This is a genomic window from Lentilactobacillus laojiaonis (genome assembly GCF_020616595.1).
GTDB classification, from domain to species: Bacteria; Bacillota; Bacilli; order Lactobacillales; family Lactobacillaceae; genus Lentilactobacillus; species Lentilactobacillus laojiaonis.
In genome coordinates, this window is sequence record NZ_CP085278.1 from 50,855 (window position 1) to 76,625 (window position 25,771).

The window sequence follows — 25,771 nt, forward strand, 5'->3', positions numbered from 1 at the left end:
TTAATCGATTCTCTTTTTTTAGATAATTTCTAAATTTAAGGCCATTCCCATACCTCCACCAATGCAAAGGGCGGCAATACCAGTATGTTGATTAGTTTGTTTAAGATTATGAATTAGGGTGGTAACAATTCTAGCTCCTGAGGCGCCGAGTGGATGTCCCAAAGCAATTGCGCCTCCATGGATGTTAACTTTATTTTCAGGAATTTTTAGATCCCGAGTAACGGCCACTGACTGTGAGGCAAAAGCTTCGTTAATTTCAAATAGATCAAAATTAGTAAGCGGTTGGTCAATTTTATCAAGTAATTGATTGATAGCATAGTAAGGTGCATATCCCATAATACTAGGATCAATTCCAGTCTCAACATAACTACCAAGAGTTGCGATGGGAATTAAACCATGTTTTTCAGCAAATGATTTAGTAGTCATGATCATAGCGGAAGCACCGTCATTCAGTGGAGCAGAATTACCAGGTGTTACGGTTCCATCAGCTTTAAAAATGGTTTTTAAATTAGCTAGTTTTTCTAAACTAGTATCTGGACGAATTGTTTCATCAGTATCAATTACGCTCTCACCATGCTTAGATTTAATAGTAATAGGAATAATTTCATCCTTAAATTGATTTTGTAAAGTGGCACTATTAGCTTTTTGGTGGGAGTTTAGTGCGAAAGTATCCTGCTGGCTTCGAGTTACTTGATATTGTTGAGCAACATTTTCAGCAGTAACTCCCATTGGTTGACCAGAAAAAGCATCAATCAATCCATCAGTTTCTAAACTATCTTCTATAGTAAACTTACCATACTTGTTACCTAAACGTTGGTTACGGTTAATGTAGGGAGCGTTGGTCATGCTCTCTGTACCACCAGCAATAATTAAGTTAGCTTCACCTAATAGTAAATTCATTCGAGCTAATTGAATAGCTTTTAAGCCTGAACCACAAACTTGATTAATTGTTGAGGCGGTTTTATTTACAGGGATGTTCGAATTGATTTGAATTTGGCGAGCAACATTTTGCCCATTGCCGGCTTGTAAAACATTACCAAAAATAACTTGGTCGATCAGATTGGGATCAACGTTATTTTTTTGAATTAATTCTTTAGTTACGATGGTGCCCAATTCCACGGCGGAAAAACTAGCTAGATTACCGCCAATTTTACCGATCGGAGTTCTAAGAGCATCAATAATTACAATTTCTTCCAAATGATTACCCCTTTAAATTAATTTTCGTTAGTATACGCTAAAACTAGTAATACCAGTACATTTATTGTAATAACTTAACAACAACTTTATAAATATTAATAGAAAATAAAAATAAATGCAAAAAAGTGTTGACCTAGCTTATTAATCTTGGTAAGATATTACCTGTTGCTGATGAGCAAGCAAATGTATACCAATTATTAAATAAATTAATTTTAAAAAGTTGTTGACTTTCTAAAATACATGATATATAATAATTTATGTTGCTTGAGAGAAAAGCAAACGAACTTCAAAATTAAATATACCAATTAATTTTGAAACAGTAGATCTTTGAAAACTGAACAAAGTTTCGATTAAACAAATGTGCAGGGCGTCATAAATCATTTCGGTTTATGACCAAAACATTTGCGAAGTCAATTCGCTAGTAAATAGAACAACAAAATGAGCTTACAAGCTTAATCATTTTTAAAATGAGAGTTTGATCCTGGCTCAGGACGAACGCTGGCGGCGTGCCTAATACATGCAAGTCGAACGCGTCCTCGTTTAAAACAATTGGTGCTTGCACCGAGCGTTTTAAACATTGGGACGAGTGGCGAACTGGTGAGTAACACGTGGGTAACCTACCCTAAAGCAGGGGATAACACTTGGAAACAGGTGCTAATACCGTATAACAACTGAAACCGCATGGTTTCGGTTTAAAAGGTGGTTTTGCTACCACTTTAGGATGGACCCGCGGCGCATTAGCTAGTTGGTGAGATAATAGCCCACCAAGGCAATGATGCGTAGCCGACCTGAGAGGGTAATCGGCCACATTGGGACTGAGACACGGCCCAAACTCCTACGGGAGGCAGCAGTAGGGAATCTTCCACAATGGACGAAAGTCTGATGGAGCAACGCCGCGTGAGTGAAGAAGGGTTTCGGCTCGTAAAACTCTGTTGTTGGAGAAGAACAGGTGTGATAGTAACTGATCATGCTTTGACGGTATCCAACCAGAAAGCCACGGCTAACTACGTGCCAGCAGCCGCGGTAATACGTAGGTGGCAAGCGTTGTCCGGATTTATTGGGCGTAAAGCGAGCGCAGGCGGTTTTTTAAGTCTGATGTGAAAGCCTTCGGCTTAACCGAAGAAGTGCATCGGAAACTGGGAGACTTGAGTGCAGAAGAGGACAGTGGAACTCCATGTGTAGCGGTGAAATGCGTAGATATATGGAAGAACACCAGTGGCGAAGGCGGCTGTCTGGTCTGTAACTGACGCTGAGGCTCGAAAGCATGGGTAGCGAACAGGATTAGATACCCTGGTAGTCCATGCCGTAAACGATGAGTGCTAAGTGTTGGAGGGTTTCCGCCCTTCAGTGCTGCAGCTAACGCATTAAGCACTCCGCCTGGGGAGTACGACCGCAAGGTTGAAACTCAAAGGAATTGACGGGGGCCCGCACAAGCGGTGGAGCATGTGGTTTAATTCGATGCAACGCGAAGAACCTTACCAGGTCTTGACATCTTCTGCCAACCTCAGAGATGAGGCGTTCCCTTCGGGGACAGAATGACAGGTGGTGCATGGCTGTCGTCAGCTCGTGTCGTGAGATGTTGGGTTAAGTCCCGCAACGAGCGCAACCCTTATTGTTAGTTGCCAGCATTTAGTTGGGCACTCTAGCAAGACTGCCGGTGACAAACCGGAGGAAGGTGGGGATGACGTCAAGTCATCATGCCCCTTATGACCTGGGCTACACACGTGCTACAATGGACGGTACAACGAGTCGCGAAGTCGCGAGGCTAAGCTAATCTCTTAAAGCCGTTCTCAGTTCGGATTGCAGGCTGCAACTCGCCTGCATGAAGTCGGAATCGCTAGTAATCGTGGATCAGCATGCCACGGTGAATACGTTCCCGGGCCTTGTACACACCGCCCGTCACACCATGAGAGTTTGTAACACCCAAAGTCGGTGAGGTAACCTTTTGGGGCCAGCCGCCTAAGGTGGGACAGATGATTAGGGTGAAGTCGTAACAAGGTAGCCGTAGGAGAACCTGCGGCTGGATCACCTCCTTTCTAAGGAATAAAGGAAGCCTGCACATTAATCGAAACTTTGTTTAGTTTTGAGAGGTCTACTCTCAAACTTGGTTCTTTGAAAACTAGATAATATTAATTTTTCTGTAGTAATTATAATAAATATAATTAAACCGAGAACACCGCGTAATTTTGAGTTTTTAACAAGAAAAAATCGCAAATACTCAATAACTAATGCACAACCGTAGGTTGTGAGGTTAAGTTATAAAGGGCGCATGGTGGATGCCTTGGCACTAGGAGCCGATGAAGGACGGAACTAACACCGATATGCTTCGGGGAGCTGTACGTAAGCTTTGATCCGGAGATTTCCGAATGGGGAAACCCAGCAATCTTAGTCGATTGTTACTACTTAATGAATACATAGTTAAGTAGAGGTAGACGTGGGGAACTGAAACATCTAAGTACCCACAGGAAGAGAAAGAAAATTCGATTCCCTAAGTAGCGGCGAGCGAACGGGGAACAGCCCAAACCAATGAGCTTGCTCATTGGGGTTGTAGGACTGAACATTTGAGTTACCAAAGTTATTGATAGCTGAACAACCTGGGAAGGTTGGCCAAAGAAAGTGATAGCCTTGTAGGCGAAATCGATAACTCTCAGTTCAGGATCCTGAGTACGGCGGAACACGTGAAACTCCGTCGGAATCCGGGAGGACCATCTCCCAAGGCTAAATACTCCCTAGTGACCGATAGTGAACCAGTACCGTGAGGGAAAGGTGAAAAGCACCCCGGAAGGGGAGTGAAATAGTTCCTGAAACCATGTGCCTACAAGCAGTTAGAGCCCGTTAATGGGTGATAGCGTGCCTTTTGTAGAATGAACCGGCGAGTTACGGTAACATGCAAGGTTAAGGTGAAAAGCCGGAGCCGCAGCGAAAGCGAGTCTTAATAGGGCGAATAAGTATGTTGCTGTAGACCCGAAACCAGGTGATCTACCCATGTCCAGGCTGAAGGTGCGGTAAAACGCACTGGAGGGCCGAACCCGTGTACGTTGAAAAGTGCTGGGATGAGGTGTGGGTAGCGGTGAAATTCCAAACGAACTTGGAGATAGCTGGTTCTCTCCGAAATAGCTTTAGGGCTAGCCTCGGAATTAGAATCATGGAGGTAGAGCCACTGTTTGGGTAAGGGGTCCGTCATGGATTACTGAGCTCAGATAAACTCCGAATACCATTGATTTATGTCCGGGAGTCAGACGGTGAGTGATAAGATCCATCGTCGAAAGGGGAACAGCCCAGACCACCAGTTAAGGTCCCTAAATATATGCTAAGTGGAAAAGGATGTGGAGTTGCTTAGACAACTAGGATGTTGGCTCAGAAGCAGCCACCATTTAAAGAGTGCGTAATAGCTCACTAGTCGAGTGATTCCGCGCCGAAAATTTACCGGGGCTAAGCATATTACCGAGACTGTGGACATGAACTTTGTTCATGTGATAGGAGAGCGTTCTAAGGGCAATGAAGCTAGACCGTAAGGACTAGTGGAGCGCTTAGAAGTGAGAATGCCGGTATGAGTAGCGAAAGATCAGTGAGAATCTGATCCACCGAACGACTAAGGTTTCCTGGGGAAGGCTCGTCCTCCCAGGGTAAGTCGGGACCTAAGCCGAGGCCAAGAGGCGTAGGCGATGGACAACAGGTTGAGATTCCTGTACTAGTTAATCATGTTTGAGCGATGGAGGGACGCAGGAGGCTAAATTGTGCACACGGCTGGAAATGTGTGTTCAAGCAATAAGTCAGGTTAAGAGTCAAATGCTTTTAACCGGGTTGACAAGTTGTGATGAGGACCGAAATAAAGTAGGGAAGCAATTGACGTCACACTGCCGAGAAAAGCTTCTAGTTAGTGATTAACTACCCGTACCGCAAACCGACACAGGTAGTCGAGGAGAGTATCCTAAGGTGAGCGAGTGAACTCTCGTTAAGGAACTCGGCAAAATGACCCCGTAACTTCGGAAGAAGGGGTGCTGTCCGCAAGGACAGCCGCAGTGAAGAGGCCCAGGCGACTGTTTATCAAAAACACAGGTTTCTGCAAAATCGTAAGATGACGTATAGGGGCTGACGCCTGCCCGGTGCTGGAAGGTTAAGTGGATGAGTTAGCATTTAATGCGAAGCCCAGAAATGAAGCCCCAGTAAACGGCGGCCGTAACTATAACGGTCCTAAGGTAGCGAAATTCCTTGTCGGGTAAGTTCCGACCCGCACGAAAGGCGTAACGATCTGGGCACTGTCTCAACGAGAGACTCGGTGAAATTAAGATACCTGTGAAGAAGCAGGTTACCCGCGACAGGACGGAAAGACCCCATGGAGCTTTACTGTAGCTTGATATTGGGTGTTGATACAGCTTGTACAGGATAGGTAGGAGCCATTGAAGCCGGGACGCTAGTCTCGGTGGAGGCGTTGGTGGGATACTACCCTAGCTGTGTGAACACTCTAACCCGCACCACTTAGCGTGGTGGGAGACAGTGTCAGGTGGGCAGTTTGACTGGGGCGGTCGCCTCCCAAATAGTAACGGAGGCGCCCAAAGGTTCCCTCAGAATGGTTGGAAATCATTCGCAGAGTGTAAAGGCAGAAGGGAGCTTGACTGCGAGACAGACAGGTCGAGCAGGGACGAAAGTCGGGCTTAGTGATCCGGTGGTACCGTATGGAAGGGCCATCGCTCAACGGATAAAAGCTACCCTGGGGATAACAGGCTTATCTCCCCCAAGAGTCCACATCGACGGGGAGGTTTGGCACCTCGATGTCGGCTCATCGCATCCTGGGGCTGTAGTCGGTCCCAAGGGTTGGGCTGTTCGCCCATTAAAGCGGTACGCGAGCTGGGTTCAGAACGTCGTGAGACAGTTCGGTCCCTATCCGTCGCGGGCGCAGGAAATTTGAGAGGAGCTGTTCCTAGTACGAGAGGACCGGAATGGACATACCGCTGGTGTACCAGTTGTTCCGCCAGGAGCATCGCTGGGTAGCTATGTATGGATGAGATAAACGCTGAAAGCATCTAAGTGTGAAACTCGCCTCAAGATGAGATTTCCCATTCCTTTATGGAAGTAAGACCCCTGAGAGATGATCAGGTAGATAGGTTGGAAGTGGAAGCGTAGTGATACGTGGAGCGGACCAATACTAATCGGTCGAGGACTTAACCAATAGAGTTGATTTGGTGTTCTCAATGCGGAAAAATTAATATTAGCTAGTTTTGAGAGAACGAAGTTCTTTCTAGATATATAGTGTGGTGGCGATAGCCAGAAGGATACACCTGTTCCCATGCCGAACACAGTAGTTAAGCTTCTGAACGCCGATAGTAGTTGGGGGATCGCCCCCTGCGAGGGTAGGAAGTTGCCATGCCAATCATAAAAAGAGGTCTTGTTAGCATATGCTAGCGAGATCTCTTTTTGTTTAGCAATTATTGTGAATTGATTGATAATATGTTATATATACGAAAAATATCTATATTTAAGTTATTTTGCTTGCTATAGAAAAGTAATAGAGATATACTATAAAGTGTTCTAAAGAATTAAGACTTTAGAAAATTGAATTTCATATTATATGAATATTCATATGGGGAATTATATGTCTAATTATTTTATTATGAAATACTTAGATTAAGGGGTTTATATTATACATAGATATATATGCAAAATTCCGAGTCACTTTATTTGTAAAATATAAATAGTAGATGTATATTAATGATGTTCAAAAAAATATTTGAATATTGATCCTTGTATTATTTGTATAATATGAGATCAAATATATATTATAGGGGGATTTATTACAATGAAATCTAGTTTAAAGAATTCATTATTTATTGGTTTAGCAGCATTAGGATTTGTTGCAGCTGCTGGTTCTGTTAACGCAGATGCCGCTACTACTTCAAATGGTTTCCACAATTTAACAACTCCAGCATCATCACGTAACGTGTCACTTACTGGAGCAAACGCAATTTACAACAAACCAGGTACTATCAAAGGTGCCAAAACTGTTGTTTCAACTACTACTGCTGCAAAATTAGCTTCATCAACTAATAGTGCAAAAGCAAACTTCCGTGCATACGGTTATACTGAAACTAGCCGTGGATCAGTTTACTACAAAGTTGTAAACATGGATGGTTCATACCGTGGTTATGTTTACGGTGGTAAAACTTTAAACAAATATGCCGGTGGTGTTAAATCATTTGCAACTACTAAAGATGCAAGTTTAACTTCAGATGAAAAATCAACTACTTATGTTTTCAAAACTCCAGGTAAAGAAAACAACGGTGAAGAATTAACTTACGCTGCACCTATGTACACTCAATACAAATTAGGTCGTAAGATTATGGATTCAACCGATTACGCAAAAGACAAATTAAAAGTTACTAAAGCTGCAACTCGTACTCGCGAAGGCGATCGTTGGGTATACGTTGAAGATGCAGACAATTCAAACGTTAACGGTTGGATTAAAGCATCAGGACTTAAAGCTTACAACTCAGAAGGTGTAAACCAAACTACTGTAAGTATGGTCTTTAACTACTCAAACTACGACCAAGCAGGTCAAAAGAATACTAACGCTATTTCAAACATCAGTGGCTTACGTCTATTATTCAACTCAAACGTAAACTTCACTAATTCCGTAAATACTTTCAACCGCGATACTGCTGTTAAAGGTAACAAGAACGATGTTCTTCCTAAGAGCAAGTTAGTTTCAACTCTTGAAAAAGATGGTCTTAAGACTGTTTACATGAAGATTACACCAACATTAATCCCACGTTTAGGTGGCGGAATCGTTGATAACTTAGATTCTACTGGTGTATTCATGAAATTTAACTTAGACACTGATGATCTTCCAAACAATGTTCACTACGGTGACAAACTACGTCTATCATACACTATTGAACCTAGTGTAGTATACGTTAAATCAGCAAAACAAACTCTTATCGATGATAAGACCCAAAACGCTGATGGTTACTACCCAATCACTGTAAGCAATGACATTATTGCTGACATCATCAACAGAATTGCTACTAACGAATTCTAATCTAATTAGAACTAGTTAACAGTAATTAATAAAAAAGGATTAACTGAAAAGTTAATCCTTTTTTTATTGGGTAATAGTTAATGGCATTTACAATAACCATAATTTAATGGTATGCTTATTATGTTCAAAATGTAATTAAAAAATTCTATGGGAGAATTGTATTATGAAATCAAATTTAATGAGCACCTTAATTATGGGATCAGCTGTTTTAGGATTTACTTTAGCTGCCGAGCAAATCAATGCTAATGCTGCTAAAGTTACTTCAAATGGCTTTCACGCTTTAAATAGCAATCCTAACAACCGTAATGTAACTTTTACAGGAAATAATGCCGTTTATAATAAACCGGCAACTTTATCAGGTAAAAAAGAAGTAGTGATTTCAAAGGCTACATTATCAATATTAGCTGCTTCTACAAATAGTAAAAATAATTTCCGCGCTTATGGATATACTAAAACTAATCGTGGATCAATCTACTATAAAGTAGTTAGTTTTGATGGACAATATCGTGGCTGGGTCTATGGTGGTAAAGCAGTAAATAAATTTAGTGGTGGATTAAAACCATTTACCACAACTGTTTTTAGTAATCCATCATCTACTGAAAGCAAACAAACCTATGTATTTAATAATCCCGGTATCCAAAATGATGGTACTGCCGTTACATATAAATCACCAATGTACACTCAATATAAAATTGGCCGTCAGGTAACCGATACTACTGATTTTGCTAATGATAAATTAAAAATTACTAAGGCAGCTACACGTACTCGTGAAGGCGATCGTTGGGTCTATGTAACCGACTCAGAGCATTCTGAAGTAAATGGTTGGATTAATGCAAAAGGGCTTAAAGCTTATAAATCGACGGGAGTTAACCAGACTACTGTCAGCATGGTCTTTAATTATTCAAATTACGACGTAGCTGGTCAAAAAACGACTAACTTTATTTCAAATACTAGTGGTTTGAGCCTATTATTTAATTCTAATGTTAATTTTACTAACGCCGTAAATACCTTCAATCGAGATACCGATGTGAAAGGAAATAAATCCGATGTATTAGCTAAGGATGATTTAGTTAACACGCTTACTAAAGATGGCTTAGCATCAGTTTATATGAAGATTACACCTACCTTAATTCCTAGAATTGGTGGCGGTATTTTAGATAACTTAGACACAACCGGATTATTTATGAAATTTAATCTAGATACCGATGCCTTACCAAGTGTAGTTCATTATGGTGATAACATTCGTTTATCATATACCATTGAACCAAGCTTTATCTATGTTAAGGCTCCTGAACAAAGCATTATTGATGATCAAACTAAAAACGAAGACGGATATTATTCTATTGTGATTAGTAACGATTTAATTCGTGAAATTATTGATTTAATTGCAACTAATGAATTTTAATAAAAAAGCCAATTCAAAGAATTGGCTTTTTTGTTTGGGAGTAAATATTTAACTTTATTTAAAAAACATGTCATAATTAAAGAGATCCTAATAAATAAAAAAGGAAGTGTTATAGTGGCTGACGAACTTACTTTTGACCTTTTAGATGCTGATACTAAAAACACGGTGACTTTAGACTTTATTAGTTTCTATGTAAAGCACTATTTAGAAGGTAGTTTAGAAATAATTTCAGCCTATCCCGTTGATTACAATATGGCTGATATTAATAACGTGATTTCTCAAAATTATGGCATGCAACCGGAAGAATTGATTACCTTATTGCATGAGAAAATGGGCACACAATTTAATAAAATTATTGTCACTATGGATGTTAAGTATGATTCTAACGGTAATCCCCAAGCGGGCTCTTGGGAAGCTTGGTATCAGCAACAATATACTAATATTGAAGTGGGAAATTAAGTTGAATAGGGGGAATAATTATGGTAAAACCAGTAATCCTTGCAGAAAGTGAAATTACGGTAGAACAATTATTAATTAATCAAGCAGTGGCTTCCATTAAAACACCTAAAGACGTGGCTCAAATTCAAGCGGTAATTCAAACTGATAAATTATATAATCAAGGCCATACTCCTAGGTCCATTAAGCAGGAGACTAGTCGTAAATTAAGTGGTCTATATTATGAATAAAAATTGTAAATAAAAAAGACCAACGATTGTTGGTCTTTTTTTATTGGTTCTATTGTTCTTCGTACCAAGGGTAGTGGAAGTTACCTGGACGATCAGTACGTTCATAAGTGTGAGCACCAAAGTAATCACGTTGTGCTTGAAGTAAGTTAGCTGGTAACACTTCTGCACGATATGAATCGTAGTATGAAATAGCAGCTGAAAGTGAAGGAGTTGGAATACCTGCTTTAATTGAAAGAGCAAGTACTTCACGAGCTGAGTCTTGGTATTTTTTACAAATATCAGTGAAGTAAGGATCTAATAATAAGTTAGTTAACTTAGGATCCTTGTTGTATGCACTGGTAATGTTTTGTAGGAATTGGGCACGAATGATACATCCGGCACGCCAGATTTTTGCTAATTCGCCTAAATCTAGATCCCAATCATAATATTCTGAAGCAACACGTAATTGTTCAAATCCTTGAGCATAACTCATAACTTTACTAAAGTAGAGGGCTTCGCGAACTTTTTCAACGATTTCTTTCTTATCAAATTCAACTTTTGCAGTTGGTTTTGGAAGAATTTTTGATGCTTCAACACGGTTTTCTTTAAACATTGAAATGTAACGTGCATATACTGATTCAGTGATAACTGATTGGTCAACACCGACTTCAAGAGCATCTTCTGAACTCCATTTACCAGTACCTTTGTTAGCACCACGGTCTAAAATACGATCAACGATTGGAGTACCGTCATCAACAAGATCATCTTTTCTTGAAAGGATGTCACCAGTGATTTCGATTAGGTAACTGTTAAGTTCACCTTTATTCCATTCTTTGAAAATATCTGATAATTCATCAACTGAGTAGCCAGCAACATTACGTAAAATGTTGTAACTTTCATCAATTAATTCTTCATCACCGTATTCGATACCGTTGTGAACCATTTTTACGTAGTGTCCGGCACCGTTTGGTCCGATGTAAGCTACACATGGTTCGCCATCTTCAGGAGCTTTAGCAGAAATCTTTTCTAAGATTGGAGCTACTAAATCATAAGCTTCTTTTTGACCACCTGGCATTAATGAAGGACCTTGTAAGGCACCTAATTCACCACCAGATACACCCATTCCGATAAAGTTAATACCTGATTCATCAAGTTTAGCATTACGTTTCATAGTATCGTGGAAGTTTGTGTTACCACCGTCGATTAAAACATCACCTTTTGAAAGTAATGGTAATAATTCTTCGATAACAGCATCAGTTGGTTTACCAGCTTTAACCATTAATAAGATACGACGAGGTGTTTCAAGTGAGTTAACAAAATCTTCAATTGAGTAACTTGGAATAAGATTTTTGTCACTGTGGTCTTTCATAACAGCTTCAGTTTTTTCTTTTGAACGATTGGTAATTGCAACGGTATATCCGCGGCTTTCAATGTTAAGGGCAAGATTTTTACCCATAACGGCCATACCAACAACACCAATGTTTGCTTTTTGATCAGCCATAATATAACCCATCCTTTATATAAAGTTTTAATAATACAAAATATAAACATAGTGTAACACTACACAAGGTATTTGTTAAACAAAAAGATTAAAAAAATGAATTATTAATGAATTATTATTGATTTAATTTATAAATCCATTGACGATGATCCTTAGTTAATAGTTCATCGGCAGCTACCGGACCCATAGTTCCTGGTTGGTAGTTAGGGAACATAGGTTGTTGAATATCCCAAACTCGGCGAATTTGATCAACAAATTTCCAAGCATAGCCAACTTCTTGCCAACTTGAGAAGTTAGTACCGTCACCTTTTAAGACATCATGGATAAGACGTTCATAAGGTTGTGGAACATCACGAGTTTTATCTTCGATAAACTTAAGATCGACTGGTTCAGTATGGAAACCTTGGTCGCCGTTCTTAGCATTTACACGTAGTGAGAATCCTTGAGCCGGATCAACGAAAATGGTTAAAACATTTTCAGTTAATGGAGTGCTACCACTTTGTGGGAAGGCAAAGATATCAATGAGTGGTTTTTTAAAGACTACGTCAACTCTAGTAAATTTACCAGCTAATTTTTTACCAGTTCGAATATAGAATGGAGTTCCTGACCAGCGATAGTTATCAAATAATAATTTACCTGCTACGAAAGTTTCAGTACGTGAATCGCTTGGTACGCCGGCTTCTTGACGATAACCAGGGTTCTTACCTTCTGGATCATATTGGCCACGAACAAAGTTAACTGAAGCTTCTGCGACGTTATATACACGTAAACTACGTAAAGCTTTAACTTTTTCAGCACGAATATCTACATCTTTGAAAGCTACTGGTTGTTCCATAGCTAGTAATGAAACGATTTGCATAATATGGTTTTGAACCATATCTCTTAAAGCACCAGAATTATCATAATAACCAGCACGTTCTTCAACTCCTAAATCTTCAGCTAAAGTAACTTGGATGTTATCGATATAACGATTATTCCAAAGTGCTTCAAAAATAGTGTTACCAAAACGTAGTGCTTCAATATTTTGAATCATTTCTTTACCAAGATAGTGATCAATTCTAAAGATTTGATCTTCATTGAATGAAGCACTTAAGGCATCATTTAATGCTTTTGCAGAAGCAAAGTCACGACCAAATGGTTTTTCAATAACTAGTCGGTTAAAGCCACCGTTAGTTGATAAAACATTTTGAGTTTTAAGATTTTTAGCTACTACCCCAAAGAAGTTAGGTGCCATTGATAGATAGAAAATACGGTTACCTTGTAAATCATATTTCTTATCTAATTCGTCAGCTTTATCGCGTAGGACTGAGTAATGGGCTGAATCAGTAACATCATGAGCTTCATAATAGAAGTGTGAAGCAAAATCATTTAATGTTTTTTTGTCAGCATTTTTAACGGAACTATTAACCGATTTGATTACTAATTCTCTAAATTGTTCATCGTTAAACTTATTACGTGCAGTACCTATTACTGCAAAATGATCATGAATATTTCCTTTAATGTATAGGTTATACATAGCGAAATAAAGTTTTCGAGTTGCTAAATCTCCGGTTGCTCCAAAAAGCATAATTAATGCGCGTCTTTCAGTTGCCAAAATAAATACCCCCGTGTTTTGATTTTAGAGGATGGTATATGTGTCTATACCACTTCAATGTTTTTATTATATACCACCTTTTTGAACAAAAAAAGCGAATAACGATAAAAAATGTAATCGCTATCTTTTTTTGTTACGAACGAATGTTTAAAAAAACAATAAGACACCTAATAAATCAAACTTTTTTCACATTTGGTGATTATAATAAAAAAACAAAAAGAAATGGAGAGAAACACTTATGAAAAAAATTAAGCTTATTGCTTTTGTAAGCATTGTGTTTGGTTTATTAGTTAGTTTTAATGTAACTGCTTCAGCAAGTAGTTTAAATATTAAAGTTAATGATATCTATACCAACTCAAAAACAATTACTGGTACCGCTACTAAGGGAGTAAACGTAATTGTTAGAAACTCTAACAATAAAACAATTGCTAAGAGTAAGGCATCAAAAACTACTGGTAAATTCAGTGTTAAATTACATACAAAATTAGTTGCAAATCAAAAACTTTATGTTTACGCTAACCAAGCTAAAGGTAAATATTTCTACCGTATTCAAACCGTTATGGCAAGATCAAATAAATCATCAAATAGTTCTAAAAATGTTGCCAATAATTCAGCGGTAACTTTACAAACTCCAACTGGTATTTGGAAATCTGGCTCAAATCATGGTTACTACGTAGTTTACAAATTTAACCAAACTACTGGTTTTAATCAATACATCTACAAAGGTAGCAAACTAGTTAAAAAGACAATTAGTTATGCAGCCTACGATGTTACTCCAAGTTCAAATGCTTTTTGGAAGATTACATATCATGAAAGAGGTAAGAGCTCAAAGAGTTTCTATCTAAGATTTAATTCTAATAAACAATTTGCCGTTGTAGATAAAAACAACCACGCAATTAAAGTAAAATATGCTAACTTACCATTAAGTTATTACAAAGCTAACTTAATTAAATAGTTAAAAAGCCAAATCATTAAAGATGATTTGGCTTTTTTAGTGCATATTGGTATTAATTTACTACAAAATATGGCAAAATAGGGGTTAAATATTAAAAATAGGGGATTGATTAGTTGTTTAAGAAAAAAACTGAATTAAATTTAAAAGCAGTGGTTGTTTATGCCTTACTTTTAAATTCTGGTGCAGCTTTGTTATGGCCGTTAGTAACGGTTTATATGCACAATTATCTACATAAATCATTAACATTAGCCGGGATGGTTTTATTGGTGATGTCGCTGGCGATGATGGTAGGTAATTATTGTGGTGGTTATTTATATGATAAATGGTCACCGTATAAAATTGCAATTGTTAGTGCGTTAATTTCTACAATTGGAATACTAGTTCTGATATTTTTACATAGTTGGCCGATTTTTGGAATTATGCTAATTTTTGTAGGCTTTGGGGATGGAGCTTGTATGACGCTGCTGAATTCCTATGCTGCCACTATTCGTAGCCGACCCAATCGAGTAGTATTTAATATTTTATATATTGGTACTAATTTGGGTGTGGTAATTGGAACGCTACTAGTTGGATTTTTGATGGCGCATGGAATTGCCATCGTATTCTCAGCTGCGTTAGTATTTTATATCGCATTATTACTAATTACTATTTTTGCATTTAATATCGAAGTTCCACGAGGATCTGATAATAATCCGACTCCAAATAAACCCGTGGCTAAACATTCCATGAACAAAACAGTTTTATTGATTTGTTTATTAATTTTAGCAGTATATTTAGCCTACACGCTTTGGGAAAGTGTTATCTCAGTTCACATGACTCAGTTAGGCATTTCGTTTGAAAAATATAGTATTTTATGGACACTTAATGGTTTGATGATTGTTATTGGTCAGCCATTAGTTAACCGAATTGGTGAAAGATTTAAATTAAGTAATCAAGTTTATGTAGGAATTTTTGTATTTGCTATTTCATTTCTAGGATTAATTGTTGCAACCAAATATAGTACTTTTGTAGTAGTAATGATTATTACTACTTTAGGAGAAATGATTGGTTTGCCAGGAATCCCAGCTTGGATTGATAATTTATCTGAACCAGCTGAGCGCGGTAGGTATCAAGGAATGTATAATATCTTTATTTCCTTGGGACGTGCTATCGGTCCATTATATGGGGGCGCAGTTATTGAATATGCCTCATATAAAGTGCTATTTGGTTCAGCCGCAGGTCTAATTATTTTCTTCTTAATATTATTAATTTTAAAAAACCGCACTAAAAAAGCCACCGATTAAGTCGATGGCTTTTTTAGTATCATTGTTGTTACTTAATGTGCATCATAAATTTAAAAATCCCCCGATTTTGTTATTAAAATAAATTTATGAATATGCTAATAAAAATAACTGAGATTGCGAGTATTATTTTTATTAAAATAATTAATGCGTCTATGAATAATATTTCCCCCAAATATTATGTAGCCAGCCTTAATCATACTCAATAACATCAAGTAATTGATTAAACTTAAAAATTTTGGTAATAACTATATGAAATAATTGCAAATTATGTGTTTAGTAAATCAATCTCTATAATAAGGTTTATAACTAAATACTAACGCTAATAATCTTAAATACTACTAACTTTAAATTAGTTTAACAATTTTTAGAATTACTTAATAAGTGTTTAGTTATATAAAAAGACGTTAGGCTTCATCGCCAACGTCTTTTTTAGGATCTTCATTTAGTTTAGTAACTTCAAACCAGTTAACGAATGAATTTTCGTAATCAATAACTTTAAATTCAAACGCATGAAGCTTGATTACCTTGCCAGATTTTAAGTCGGGATAATTATCAATAAAGTAACCGGCTAGCGTTACGGCATCCGAATTAGTAAACTCGGGGATATCGATATCAAAGTAGCGTTCAAAATCATGAGTGGTTAATTTACCGCTAACTTGATAAGTTCCATTGGGTTGCTTAAAGATATCTTCAGTAATTGAAGGATCGATTTCATCTCGAACCGTTCCAAATAGTTCTTCATAAATATCTTTATCAGTGATAATTCCGGAAGTTCCACCATATTCGTCTACAACAACTACAATCGGAGTTTGTTTTTTAATCATTTGATGTAAAACATCTGTGATTGGTGACATTTCGGGAGTTGTGGTAATGTTACGAAGTAATTTATCTACGTGAATACTTGAATCAACTTGTGATTGGCGAATTAAATCATAGCTATATACATAACCAAGAATTTTATCTTTATCATTATCAGCCACTACTGGAAGCCGACTAAATTTTTCTTGTAAGTAAACTTGTAAGGCTTCTTTAACCGTTGAAGTAATATCAATAACTACCAATTGAGTACGGTCAATCATGATATCCTTAGCAACTTTATCGTTAAATTGGAAAGCACGACGCATGTATAAATAGTCATTTTGTTCTAGCTCACCATTTTTAACAGCATTACGAGATAGGTTTAAGATTTCTGCTTGCGAAAAAGCTTCGTCATTTTCGTCGGCAATGGGAATTCCTAATAGTTTTACAATACCGTTAGCGGATTTATTAAGTAACCAAACAAATGGATAAAAAATGACGTGAAAATATCTTAAAGGACTAGCCACAAAGTCTAAAACCCTAGTTGGCATCCCGATACTAACATTTTTAGGAACAATTTCAGTTAAAACTACTTCTAGATAGGTTAATAAGATAACTCCAAGGACCGCTCCAATACCATGAGCAGTTGCTTCACCAATTGGAGAATTATTAATCTCTAGTAAGTCAAAGAGAAGTGTTTCGAAAAATGATTCACCCACCCAACCTAAAATAATACCAGCAACTGAAACCCCTACTTGGGTAGTTGAAAGATATTCATTTAAATTGGTAACCATGTGAATTTCACGATCGATTTTTTTGATTTTACCTTTGGAAGCAATTTTTTTCTTTTCTTCCAATGCACTTAATCGAGTTTGTACTAGGGCAAACTCACCAGCCACGAAGAAAGCGGCGGCAATAAAAGTAATAATAATAATAACCAGATTGGAGATTATCTGACCTTCAGTCAACGTTTATTCCTCATTTCATTATGTCTTTCCCAATGTAAATAATATTTACATAATTAAAAATTCTACTACAATATTTATTCCAGTGATAGATATTTTACCAAATATTATTTATATTTAAAATCAATTTTACCACTGTTTTTTAAATATCATGTTATTCTAGCTATAAAGTATTAGATTTAAAAATTAAATGGGGGTAATCATTATGGTAAATAATCGTGATTTTGGAATTTTCAATCAAAATGAAGACTTTTTTAGTAGCATTGGTAAAAATTTCCTAGGTGCTTTTAATAACGCCATGAAAACTGATATTGTAGAAAGTAATGATCAATATGAAGTTAAAATTGATTTACCCGGTTTTAAAAAGGATGGGATCCGTGTCGATTATCAAAATGATAATTTAATAGTCCATGCAAAACACGCCTATGCTTCCGAGCAACATAATGATGATCGCAAAGTAATTAAACAAGAACGTTCCGCTGATAACTTATCGAGAAGCTATAATTTGCCTAATGTTGATGAAGCAAATATTAAAGCAACTTATAATGGGGGAATTCTTGATATTATTTTACCTAAGCAAGCACCCGATGATAGTGGAACTCATCATATTGAAATCCAATAAAATGTTAAAGACCATCCTAAGATTTTCTAAGGATGGTTTTTATTTTTAGAAAAATGACTACAATAGTAAAAACTGTTTTTTTACGATTTATTTTGTAAAATAAGTTTAATACTAATTAGTGGAGGAAAATATGGGAAAATCAATTATTCAACCAAGTGAAGTTAACATTAACACTGGCTTAAATTTTAACCAGGTTGATGAACAAAAAAAGATGGATCAACAAAATACCGCCCAACATTCCCTAACTAGAAGTGTGTCGCAGATTTTAAAAGATAATATACTAACTCCGTTTAATTTTATTAACATAATTTTAGGAGTATTAGTTTTTTATACGGGAAGCTACAAAAACTTACTATTTTTAGGAATTGCGTTTTTTAATACTGGGATCGGAGTCATTCAAGAACTGCGCTCTAAGCGCCAAATTGATAAAATGGCGATCTTAGCTGAGGGTACTCTGAAGGTATTACGCCAAAGTGAAGTTCTACATATCAAACCGGAAGAAATTGTTTTAGGCGATATTTTATTACTAAATCGAGGAGATCAAATTCCAGTAGATGGAAAAGTCGTCCAAAGCAATTCTATGGAAGTTGATGAATCCCAAATCACTGGAGAATCAACCACCATAACTAAAAAAACGGGTGATCATTTAACTTCGGGAAGTTTTTTAGTTAGTGGATCAGGTAAAATGTCGGTTACTAAGGTGGGTAAGCATACTTTTGTTAATCATTTATCAGACAAAGCGCGTAGTGGAAATGATACTAAGAGTATTTTACTGACTACGATCAATAAAATTATTAAAGTCCTAACTTTTATTATTATTCCTTTAGGAGTAGCACTATTCATTTCTAAAATCCTCGGTGGGGCTTCTATTAACCGATCGATTTTAGGAGCCGTTGCTGCGATGGTTGGGATGATTCCTGAAGGCCTAGTCTTACTAACTTCAATGACCTTGGCCGTATCGGCTTTGAAATTAGCTCGAGAAAAGACCTTAGTAAGGGATTTACCAGCGATTGAAACTTTGGCGCGTGTAGATACTATCTTTTTAGATAAAACTGGAACTATTACCTCAGGAGAATTAAAATACGCTCGCACCATTGCCTTATCGGAATTATCTGTTGATCAAATTAATCAATTGGCTTGTGGAATTGTGATTGGTACCGGCGATGAAAATGAAACAGCCATCGCGATTACTGAAGCAATTCCAAATCCACAGTTATCTGTTAATCAAGTGATTCCATTTTCTTCTGAACGGAAATGGAGTGGGGTGGAATTTAGCGATGGAAATAAATACGTCCTCGGAGCTCCCCAATTTATTTCTAGTTCAGTACCTAGTGATACCATTACTGGCTATGCTAAGCAGGGTTACCGCGTTTTAGTCTTAGCAAAAGTTAGTCAATTTGAAAACCTTAAGGATACCAATCCTCAAATTTTAGGCGCCATCTTAATTACGGATGTGATTCGCCCCAATGCTAAGGACACCTTTAAATATTTCAATACCCAAGGAGTAGATATTAAAGTGATTTCTGGGGATGACCCGGCTACGGTTTCAGCCATAGCTAGTCAAGCCGATATTAAGAATTCCAAACAGTATGTTGATATGTCTGAAATTGATGAAAATGCTAATCTTACTGAGTTAATTGAAAATAACACAATTTTTGGTCGTGTAACCCCGGATCAAAAATATGATTTAATCAAAGATTGGCAAGATCAAGGCCACGTAGTTGCTATGACTGGGGATGGAGTAAATGATTTACTAGCTTTACGTCAAGCCGACTGTGGAATTGCGATGGCTTCAGGTAGTGAAAGTACTAAGAGTATCGCTGATTTTGTATTAATTGATTCCAATTTTGATGCCATGATTGGGGTATTAAACGAAGGACGTCGAGTTATCAATAATATTGAACGAGTGGCCTCAATGTACTTAATTAAGACGATGTATTCCGTGGCACTCTCGTTACTATTTATTTTTGTAGCTAGTGGCTATCCGTTTGAACCTATTCAGTTGACGCCGATTACGACTTTGATGGTGGGAATTCCATCATTTTTCCTAGCTTTACAACCAAACTTTAAGAAAATTAGTGATCAATTTTTACGTAATATTATGCTGATTTCTACGCCCGCTGCCATTACGATAGTCGGATATATTATTGTAATTGAAGTATTAGGACAAATTTTTGGTTTGGAATATATGTTTACTTCGACTCTATCAGTATTATTGACTGGAGCAATTAGTTGGATTGCTTTAGTAATGGTTTCAAGACCATTTAATCGTTTTAAATTAATGCTAGATGGTACTATGTTAGTCATATTTTTAATCATAATAATTATGTTTAATCGTTTATTCTCATTGGTTTCATTTTTCAATCCTAGAATTTGGTTGTTTGCCTTACCATTGATTTTAACTTCTTACTTTGTATTTAGATTTATTCAGGAATTATGTATCAAATTTGTTAATCGTAAAAAACATAATAAGTAGTTATCATAACTAAGTGATATAATGTATACATGGAGGTGTAGCAAATGAACGACCAAAAACAATATGAACAATGGAAAAATAAAATTAGTACAATTGAATTACCTCATTGGAATGAATTACCTAAATTCGATCTTTATATGGATCAAGTCGTAGCACTAATTAATGGTATTCTGGGACCGTTAGGAGTTGAAACCATTACCGCCTCAATGATTAATAATTATGTTAAAAATAAGGCAATTATGGCTCCTAATAAAAAGAAGTATCAAACTATGCAAATTGCTGACATTATTTTAATTAATTTATTAAAACCGACATTTTCTTTAGGTATGATTCGTGAAGGAATTGACCAAATAACTGCTAATAAATATCCGCAACAAGCTTATGATGATTTTATTGATCGCTTTACTAACTCATTAAGAAAATTAAAGAAAACTGATGAACCGGTAACTGCTGAAAATTTATCAGACGAACTAAGCCAGGTCGCTGTTGATGCGATTATTAATCGGATTAAAACTCAGAAGATTTTAGAAATTATCAATAAGCCGATTCAAAAGGTATAATAAGTGAAAATGTAAACTATACCGTAAATGGTATCGCTTTCATAATATATATCCATGATAATAAAAAAAGTTCAAGACAAAACGCCTATTTATAGGCGTTTTTTTATTTTTTAGAAATAATTTGTGTATTTTTGAACAAAAAGTATTTACATTTGAAATGGATGTGTTATTATATGTTTGTGAAATAAATAACTATAACTTTTTTCTACGGAGGAAGATATAATGGCAAAAACAAGCGCACCTAAAAAACCTGAAACTAAACCTGAAAAAGAAACTACTGAAGTCGATACTGTTATCAACAAATTAGTTGCTAACGCTCAAGAAGCATTAAAAGAAATGGAATCATTTGATCAAGAAAAAGTTGATTACATTACCCACCAAATGGTAATGGCAGGGGTTGATCAACACATGAATTTAGCAATCATGGCTGCTGATGAAACTGGCCGTGGAATTGCTGAAGATAAAGCAATCAAAAACTTGTTTGCTACTGAAGAAATTTGGAACACTATTAAAGATCACAAAACTGTCGGTGTAGTTAAAGACGACAAAGAAAAACAATTAATCGAAGTTGCTGAACCACTTGGTGTTTTAGCCGGAATTACTCCCGTTACTAACCCAACTTCAACTACTTTATTTAAATCAATCATTTCAATGAAATCAAGAAATCCAATTATTTTTAGTTTCCACCCACAAGCAATGAAATCATCAGTTGCTGCTGCTAAAGTATTATTGGATGCTGCGGTAGCTGCTGGGGCACCTAAAGGCCTTATCCAATGGATTGAAGAACCTAGCCTTGAAGCAACTACTAAATTAATTAATCATCCCGATGTTGCAAGTACTTTAGCAACTGGTGGTCCTGGCATGGTTAAAGCTGCTTATTCAACTGGTAAACCTGCCTTAGGGGTTGGTCCTGGTAATGGTCCAGTTTATATTGAAAAAACTGCTAACATCCGTCGTGCCGTTAACGATTTAGTACTTTCAAAAACTTTTGATAATGGGATGATTTGTGCCACTGAAAATAGTGCTGTAATTGATGAAACTATCTACGATGAAATTAAAGCATTATTAATTGAAAATGGCGTCTTCTTCATTAAAGATAGTGACAAGGCAAAACTTGCTGATGCTATGTTTGATCCAAAACGTGGTAGTGTTAGAGGCCCTATCGCTGGTCAATCAGCTAAGAAAATTGCTGAATTAGCTGGGATTGAAGTTCCAGCTGATACTAAGGTTTTAGCTGCTGAAATGACTAATAATGAAATCGGTAAAGATTTCCCACTTTCAAGTGAAAAACTTTGTCCAGTACTTAGTGTTTACCGAGTAAGTGGACATGAAGAAGCCTTCGATGTTTGTGAACGATTACTTGATCATGGTGGACTTGGTCATACTGTAGGTATCCAATCTAGTGATGATGATCTAATCTTAGAATTTGGTAAACAAATGAAAGCCTCACGTGTGATTGTTAATACTCCAACTGGTTTAGGTGGTATTGGTGATCTATACAATGAAATGACTGCTTCACTAACTCTTGGTACTGGTTCATGGGGAAGTAACTCAATTTCTCATAACCTTACTGACTATGACTTATTAAATATTAAAACTATCGCAAAGAGAAGAAATAATATGCAATGGATGAAATTACCTCGAATTTACTTTGAAAAAGATTCTGTACGTTACCTTGAACAAATGTCAGATGTAAATAAAGTATTTATCGTAACTAGTCCTTCAATGATTAAGCATGGTTACGTAGATACAGTTGTTAATGAATTACACAACCGTCCAAATCAAGTAGAATATGCTATATTCTCAGATGTTGAACCGGACCCATCAACTGATACAGTTAACCGTGGGGTTGCCCAAATGAACGAATTCCAACCTGATACAATTATTGCCTTAGGTGGTGGTTCTCCATTAGATGCTGCTAAGAACATGTGGTTATTCTATGAAGATCCAAATGCTAGTTTCTTTGGCGCAAAACAAAAATTCTTGGATATCAGAAAACGTGCTTATAAGTTAAATAAAGCTAAAAAAGCTCAATTTGTTGCTATCCCAACTACCTCAGGTACTGGTTCAGAAGTAACTCCATTCGCAGTTATTACTGACAAGAAAACTCATGTTAAATACCCATTAGCTGACTACGCTTTAACCCCCGATGTTGCTATTGTTGACCCTCAATTTGTAGAAACTGTGCCAAAGGCAACTGTTGCAGCTTCTGGATTAGATGTATTAAGTCACGGTATGGAATCATTTGTATCAGTTATGGCTTCTGATTACACTCGTCCATACTCATTACAAGCAATTAAATTAGTCTTTGATAACTTAACTGCTTCATACAATGGTGATAAACAAGCTCGTGCAGAAATGCATAATGCTGCTACTCTTGCTGGTATGGCCTTTGGTAATGCCTTCTTAGGTATTAATCACTCAATTGCCCACAAACTTGGTGGTGAATTTGGAATTACCCATGGTATTGCCATTGCAATTACTATGCCACACGTAATTCGTTTTAATGCTAAGAAACCTGAAAAATTCACTGCATGGCCAAAATATGAATACTTCCGTGCAACTGAAGACTATGCAACTATTGCAAGATATATTGGTTTAACTGGTAAGACTGATGAAGAATTAGTTGAAAAACTAGTACAAAAAATGATTGATTTAGCACATTCAGTTGGTGTTTCATTAAGTCTAAAAGACTGGGGTGTTGATAAGAAACACTTTGAAGATACTGTGGATGACTTAGCTAAATTAGCTTACGAAGATCAATGTACTACTGCTAACCCTAAAGAACCATTAATGGCAGAATTGAAACAAATTATGATTGATGAATATGATGGTAAGGGTGTAGAAACTAAATAGATTAATAAAAAAAGCGAATCCAATAGGATTCGCTTTTTTTATTGAAATATTATTTTAGTAAATAAAACATGAAAAAATCTTTGGTGATAATTCCAGAAAAGTTAAAGAACGCTTTGATTTTATCCCATAAGCTTTGCTTTTTTGATTGTTTTTTAGCTTCTTCTTTAGCTTTAACTTTTTGGACTTGTTCTTTACTGCCGACATTTTTATCTGCTACTAATTTTACGTTAGCTTGATAAGGGTAGTTTTTAGAATCAACTTTTGCCGTAGCAATTTTTTCACCTTTAGCAACGGGATCGTTGTTAGTAACATCTTTTTTAACGCTGGTTTCGATTCCTTTGTTAGGATCTTCGGCGTCATGCCACATTTTAACTTTATTTTCTGTAGGAGTGGCCTTAACTTCGGTATTTTGTTGCTTATAAACTCTAGTCTTTACTGGAATAGCTCCGTAAGTTAAATTTTCATTGATATCATCAATTAAGGTATTGGTAGTAGAAAAACTACTGTTACTTCCTAAAATGGTAGCAATTAATTGACGACCATCATGATAATAGGTAGTAATTAAACAAAGTCCAGCTTGCTCAGTGTAACCAGTTTTTAAACCATCGACATGGTGATCTTTAACATAGTAACTATCACCTTTTAAGAGACGATTAGAGTTGGTTAATTTTTCACCCGCTACCGTTAACTCGTGTTTACTACTCCAATCCTTAACATAAGGATAGTCGTCGACTAATTTTTGAGCAACGGTAGTAATGGCTTTGGCACTAACTTGGTTATAGTCCTTGTTAGATGAACCAGATTTTTCGTAATTAAATTTCTTAAGATCATAATTTTCTAGTCCCGAACTACTTACAAAATGAGCGTTTAAATGCCATTTTTTACTTTGTTCATTCATCATATCAATGAAACGATTATTATTACCCGCCACTTTTTCACCAAGAGTAATGGCTGCTGAGTTGGAAGAAGCTACTAGAGCAGCTTGGTATAGTTGACGAATACTGTATTTCTTAGTAGCTTTCATTTTAAAAGAACCAAGTGAATCATCGTTACTCATAGTAATTAACGGTTTACTAATAGTTGTTTCTTCATTCCATTGAATTTTTTTATTTTTAATCGCATCACTAGTTAGATACAAAGTCATTATTTTGGCTAAACTAGCAATCGGTAACTTTTGGTTAGCATTCTTTTGGTATAGAATTTGACCACTTTTAGCATCGATCACATAAGCAGCTTTAGCATCGGAAGCCGATTCATCATTTAGTTGGGCTGCTTTGGCATTGGAACCGAAGATCGGCGCTGTCAAAATACTAATAAAGGCAATACTAGATAGTAGAAATTTGTGTTTCATATATTACATTCCCCCCTATAAAGTTACTTAACAGAAGTATAGCACTAAACCAAAATTGTTATTCAAATAAAGCAATGCGAAATATTTAGATAAAATAAAGGAGCAAGTAATATTTTCTTGCTCCTTGGGGTTTAATTAAGATAGTGAATGATTTTAAACATATACTGGGTATCGTATTATTGATTGCATAACTTTCTACTTACGATTAGCCAAAAAACTAGTAATCTGTAAAATTTTTAGTGTTGAATTATCAGTAGTTAAATTGATAACATAGTTTTTGGTACCTGGAGATTGAATATCTACTTTTTTGTTTAACCATAATCTAAGTAAGCTAATTAAAACCAAAATGATAGCAATTCCCAAAATAATTAGAATTAAGGAATTTAAGTTCAGTGCGGCGATATCGAATGAAGAACTAATGTTTCCGAATAATTTATTTATAAGCATATTTTTCATTGGGTCTGACCTGCCTTTCTTCGTTAAAAGTGCATGTAACAAATACCCAAT

16 protein-coding genes and 3 rRNA genes are annotated in these 25,771 nt (G+C 36.4%); 13 read left to right on the top strand and 6 right to left on the bottom strand.

Going from position 1 to position 25,771, the window contains the following annotated elements; all coding sequences use genetic code 11:
• Positions 1–18: 18 nt before the first annotated feature.
• Positions 19–1,197, bottom strand: coding sequence for an acetyl-CoA C-acetyltransferase (locus LHL71_RS00230; protein WP_227361050.1), 1,179 nt, complete (start codon positions 1,195–1,197; stop codon positions 19–21).
• Positions 1,198–1,660: 463 nt separating this feature from the next.
• Between LHL71_RS00230 and LHL71_RS00235 the strand changes: the two genes are divergently transcribed.
• The 7 genes from LHL71_RS00235 to LHL71_RS00265 all read left to right on the top strand — a co-directional run bounded on the left by LHL71_RS00235 (position 1,661) and on the right by LHL71_RS00265 (position 10,324).
• Positions 1,661–3,233, top strand: a 16S ribosomal RNA gene (locus LHL71_RS00235).
• A 213-nt stretch (positions 3,234–3,446) separates the two neighbouring features.
• Positions 3,447–6,367: ribosomal RNA gene (locus LHL71_RS00240) — 23S ribosomal RNA — on the top strand.
• Between the two features lie 81 nt (positions 6,368–6,448).
• Positions 6,449–6,565: ribosomal RNA gene (gene rrf, locus LHL71_RS00245) — 5S ribosomal RNA — on the top strand.
• The 16S, 23S and 5S rRNA genes sit together here, the layout of an rRNA operon.
• Before the next feature lie 429 nt (positions 6,566–6,994).
• Complete coding sequence (locus LHL71_RS00250) at positions 6,995–8,233, top strand: GW dipeptide domain-containing protein (protein ID WP_227361051.1); 1,239 nt, start codon at positions 6,995–6,997, stop codon at positions 8,231–8,233.
• Between the two features lie 163 nt (positions 8,234–8,396).
• Complete coding sequence (locus LHL71_RS00255; RefSeq protein WP_227361052.1) at positions 8,397–9,638, top strand: hypothetical protein; 1,242 nt, start codon at positions 8,397–8,399, stop codon at positions 9,636–9,638.
• A gap of 114 nt (positions 9,639–9,752) precedes the next feature.
• Positions 9,753–10,097, top strand: coding sequence for a hypothetical protein (locus tag LHL71_RS00260; RefSeq protein ID WP_227361053.1), 345 nt, complete (start codon positions 9,753–9,755; stop codon positions 10,095–10,097).
• A 20-nt stretch (positions 10,098–10,117) separates the two neighbouring features.
• Positions 10,118–10,324 (top strand): hypothetical protein, encoded by a 207-nt coding sequence (locus LHL71_RS00265; RefSeq protein ID WP_227361054.1) that lies wholly within the window; start codon positions 10,118–10,120, stop codon positions 10,322–10,324.
• A 49-nt stretch (positions 10,325–10,373) separates the two neighbouring features.
• Here LHL71_RS00265 and gndA read toward each other — a convergent pair whose 3' ends face one another.
• Positions 10,374–11,804, bottom strand: coding sequence for an NADP-dependent phosphogluconate dehydrogenase (gene gndA / locus LHL71_RS00270; RefSeq protein ID WP_227361056.1), 1,431 nt, complete (start codon positions 11,802–11,804; stop codon positions 10,374–10,376).
• Between the two features lie 115 nt (positions 11,805–11,919).
• Complete coding sequence (gene zwf, locus LHL71_RS00275) at positions 11,920–13,398, bottom strand: glucose-6-phosphate dehydrogenase (RefSeq protein WP_227361057.1); 1,479 nt, start codon at positions 13,396–13,398, stop codon at positions 11,920–11,922.
• Between the two features lie 238 nt (positions 13,399–13,636).
• On the opposite strand from zwf, the gene LHL71_RS00280 reads away from it, so the two are divergent.
• Positions 13,637–14,353 (top strand): Ig-like domain-containing protein, encoded by a 717-nt coding sequence (locus LHL71_RS00280; RefSeq protein ID WP_227361058.1) that lies wholly within the window; start codon positions 13,637–13,639, stop codon positions 14,351–14,353.
• A 113-nt stretch (positions 14,354–14,466) separates the two neighbouring features.
• The gene (locus LHL71_RS00285; protein ID WP_227361059.1) at positions 14,467–15,636 is read left to right on the top strand and encodes an MDR family MFS transporter; all 1,170 of its coding nucleotides are present in this window, start codon (positions 14,467–14,469) and stop codon (positions 15,634–15,636) included.
• A 404-nt stretch (positions 15,637–16,040) separates the two neighbouring features.
• Here the strand turns inward: LHL71_RS00285 and LHL71_RS00290 are convergent, their stop codons facing one another.
• Complete coding sequence (locus LHL71_RS00290; RefSeq protein ID WP_227361060.1) at positions 16,041–17,402, bottom strand: hemolysin family protein; 1,362 nt, start codon at positions 17,400–17,402, stop codon at positions 16,041–16,043.
• A 202-nt stretch (positions 17,403–17,604) separates the two neighbouring features.
• Here LHL71_RS00290 and LHL71_RS00295 point away from each other — a divergent pair, with 202 nt between their 5' ends.
• The 4 genes from LHL71_RS00295 (at position 17,605) to adhE (ending at position 23,913) form a co-directional block, all read left to right on the top strand.
• Positions 17,605–18,021: an Hsp20/alpha crystallin family protein gene (locus LHL71_RS00295; RefSeq protein ID WP_227361062.1), complete on the top strand. Its 417-nt coding sequence runs from the start codon at positions 17,605–17,607 to the stop codon at positions 18,019–18,021.
• A 130-nt stretch (positions 18,022–18,151) separates the two neighbouring features.
• Complete coding sequence (locus LHL71_RS00300; RefSeq protein ID WP_227361063.1) at positions 18,152–20,497, top strand: HAD-IC family P-type ATPase; 2,346 nt, start codon at positions 18,152–18,154, stop codon at positions 20,495–20,497.
• 44 nt (positions 20,498–20,541) lie between these two features.
• Positions 20,542–21,057, top strand: a complete 516-nt coding sequence (locus LHL71_RS00305) for a DUF1836 domain-containing protein (RefSeq protein WP_227361064.1) — start codon at positions 20,542–20,544, stop codon at positions 21,055–21,057.
• A 222-nt stretch (positions 21,058–21,279) separates the two neighbouring features.
• Positions 21,280–23,913 (top strand): bifunctional acetaldehyde-CoA/alcohol dehydrogenase, encoded by a 2,634-nt coding sequence (gene adhE, locus LHL71_RS00310; protein ID WP_227361065.1) that lies wholly within the window; start codon positions 21,280–21,282, stop codon positions 23,911–23,913.
• 49 nt (positions 23,914–23,962) lie between these two features.
• Here adhE and LHL71_RS00315 read toward each other — a convergent pair whose 3' ends face one another.
• Together LHL71_RS00315 and LHL71_RS00320 are read right to left on the bottom strand one after the other, a co-directional pair.
• Positions 23,963–25,264: a D-alanyl-D-alanine carboxypeptidase family protein gene (locus tag LHL71_RS00315; RefSeq protein ID WP_227361066.1), complete on the bottom strand. Its 1,302-nt coding sequence runs from the start codon at positions 25,262–25,264 to the stop codon at positions 23,963–23,965.
• 195 nt (positions 25,265–25,459) lie between these two features.
• Positions 25,460–25,720, bottom strand: coding sequence for a hypothetical protein (locus LHL71_RS00320; protein WP_227361067.1), 261 nt, complete (start codon positions 25,718–25,720; stop codon positions 25,460–25,462).
• Positions 25,721–25,771 lie beyond the last annotated feature (51 nt).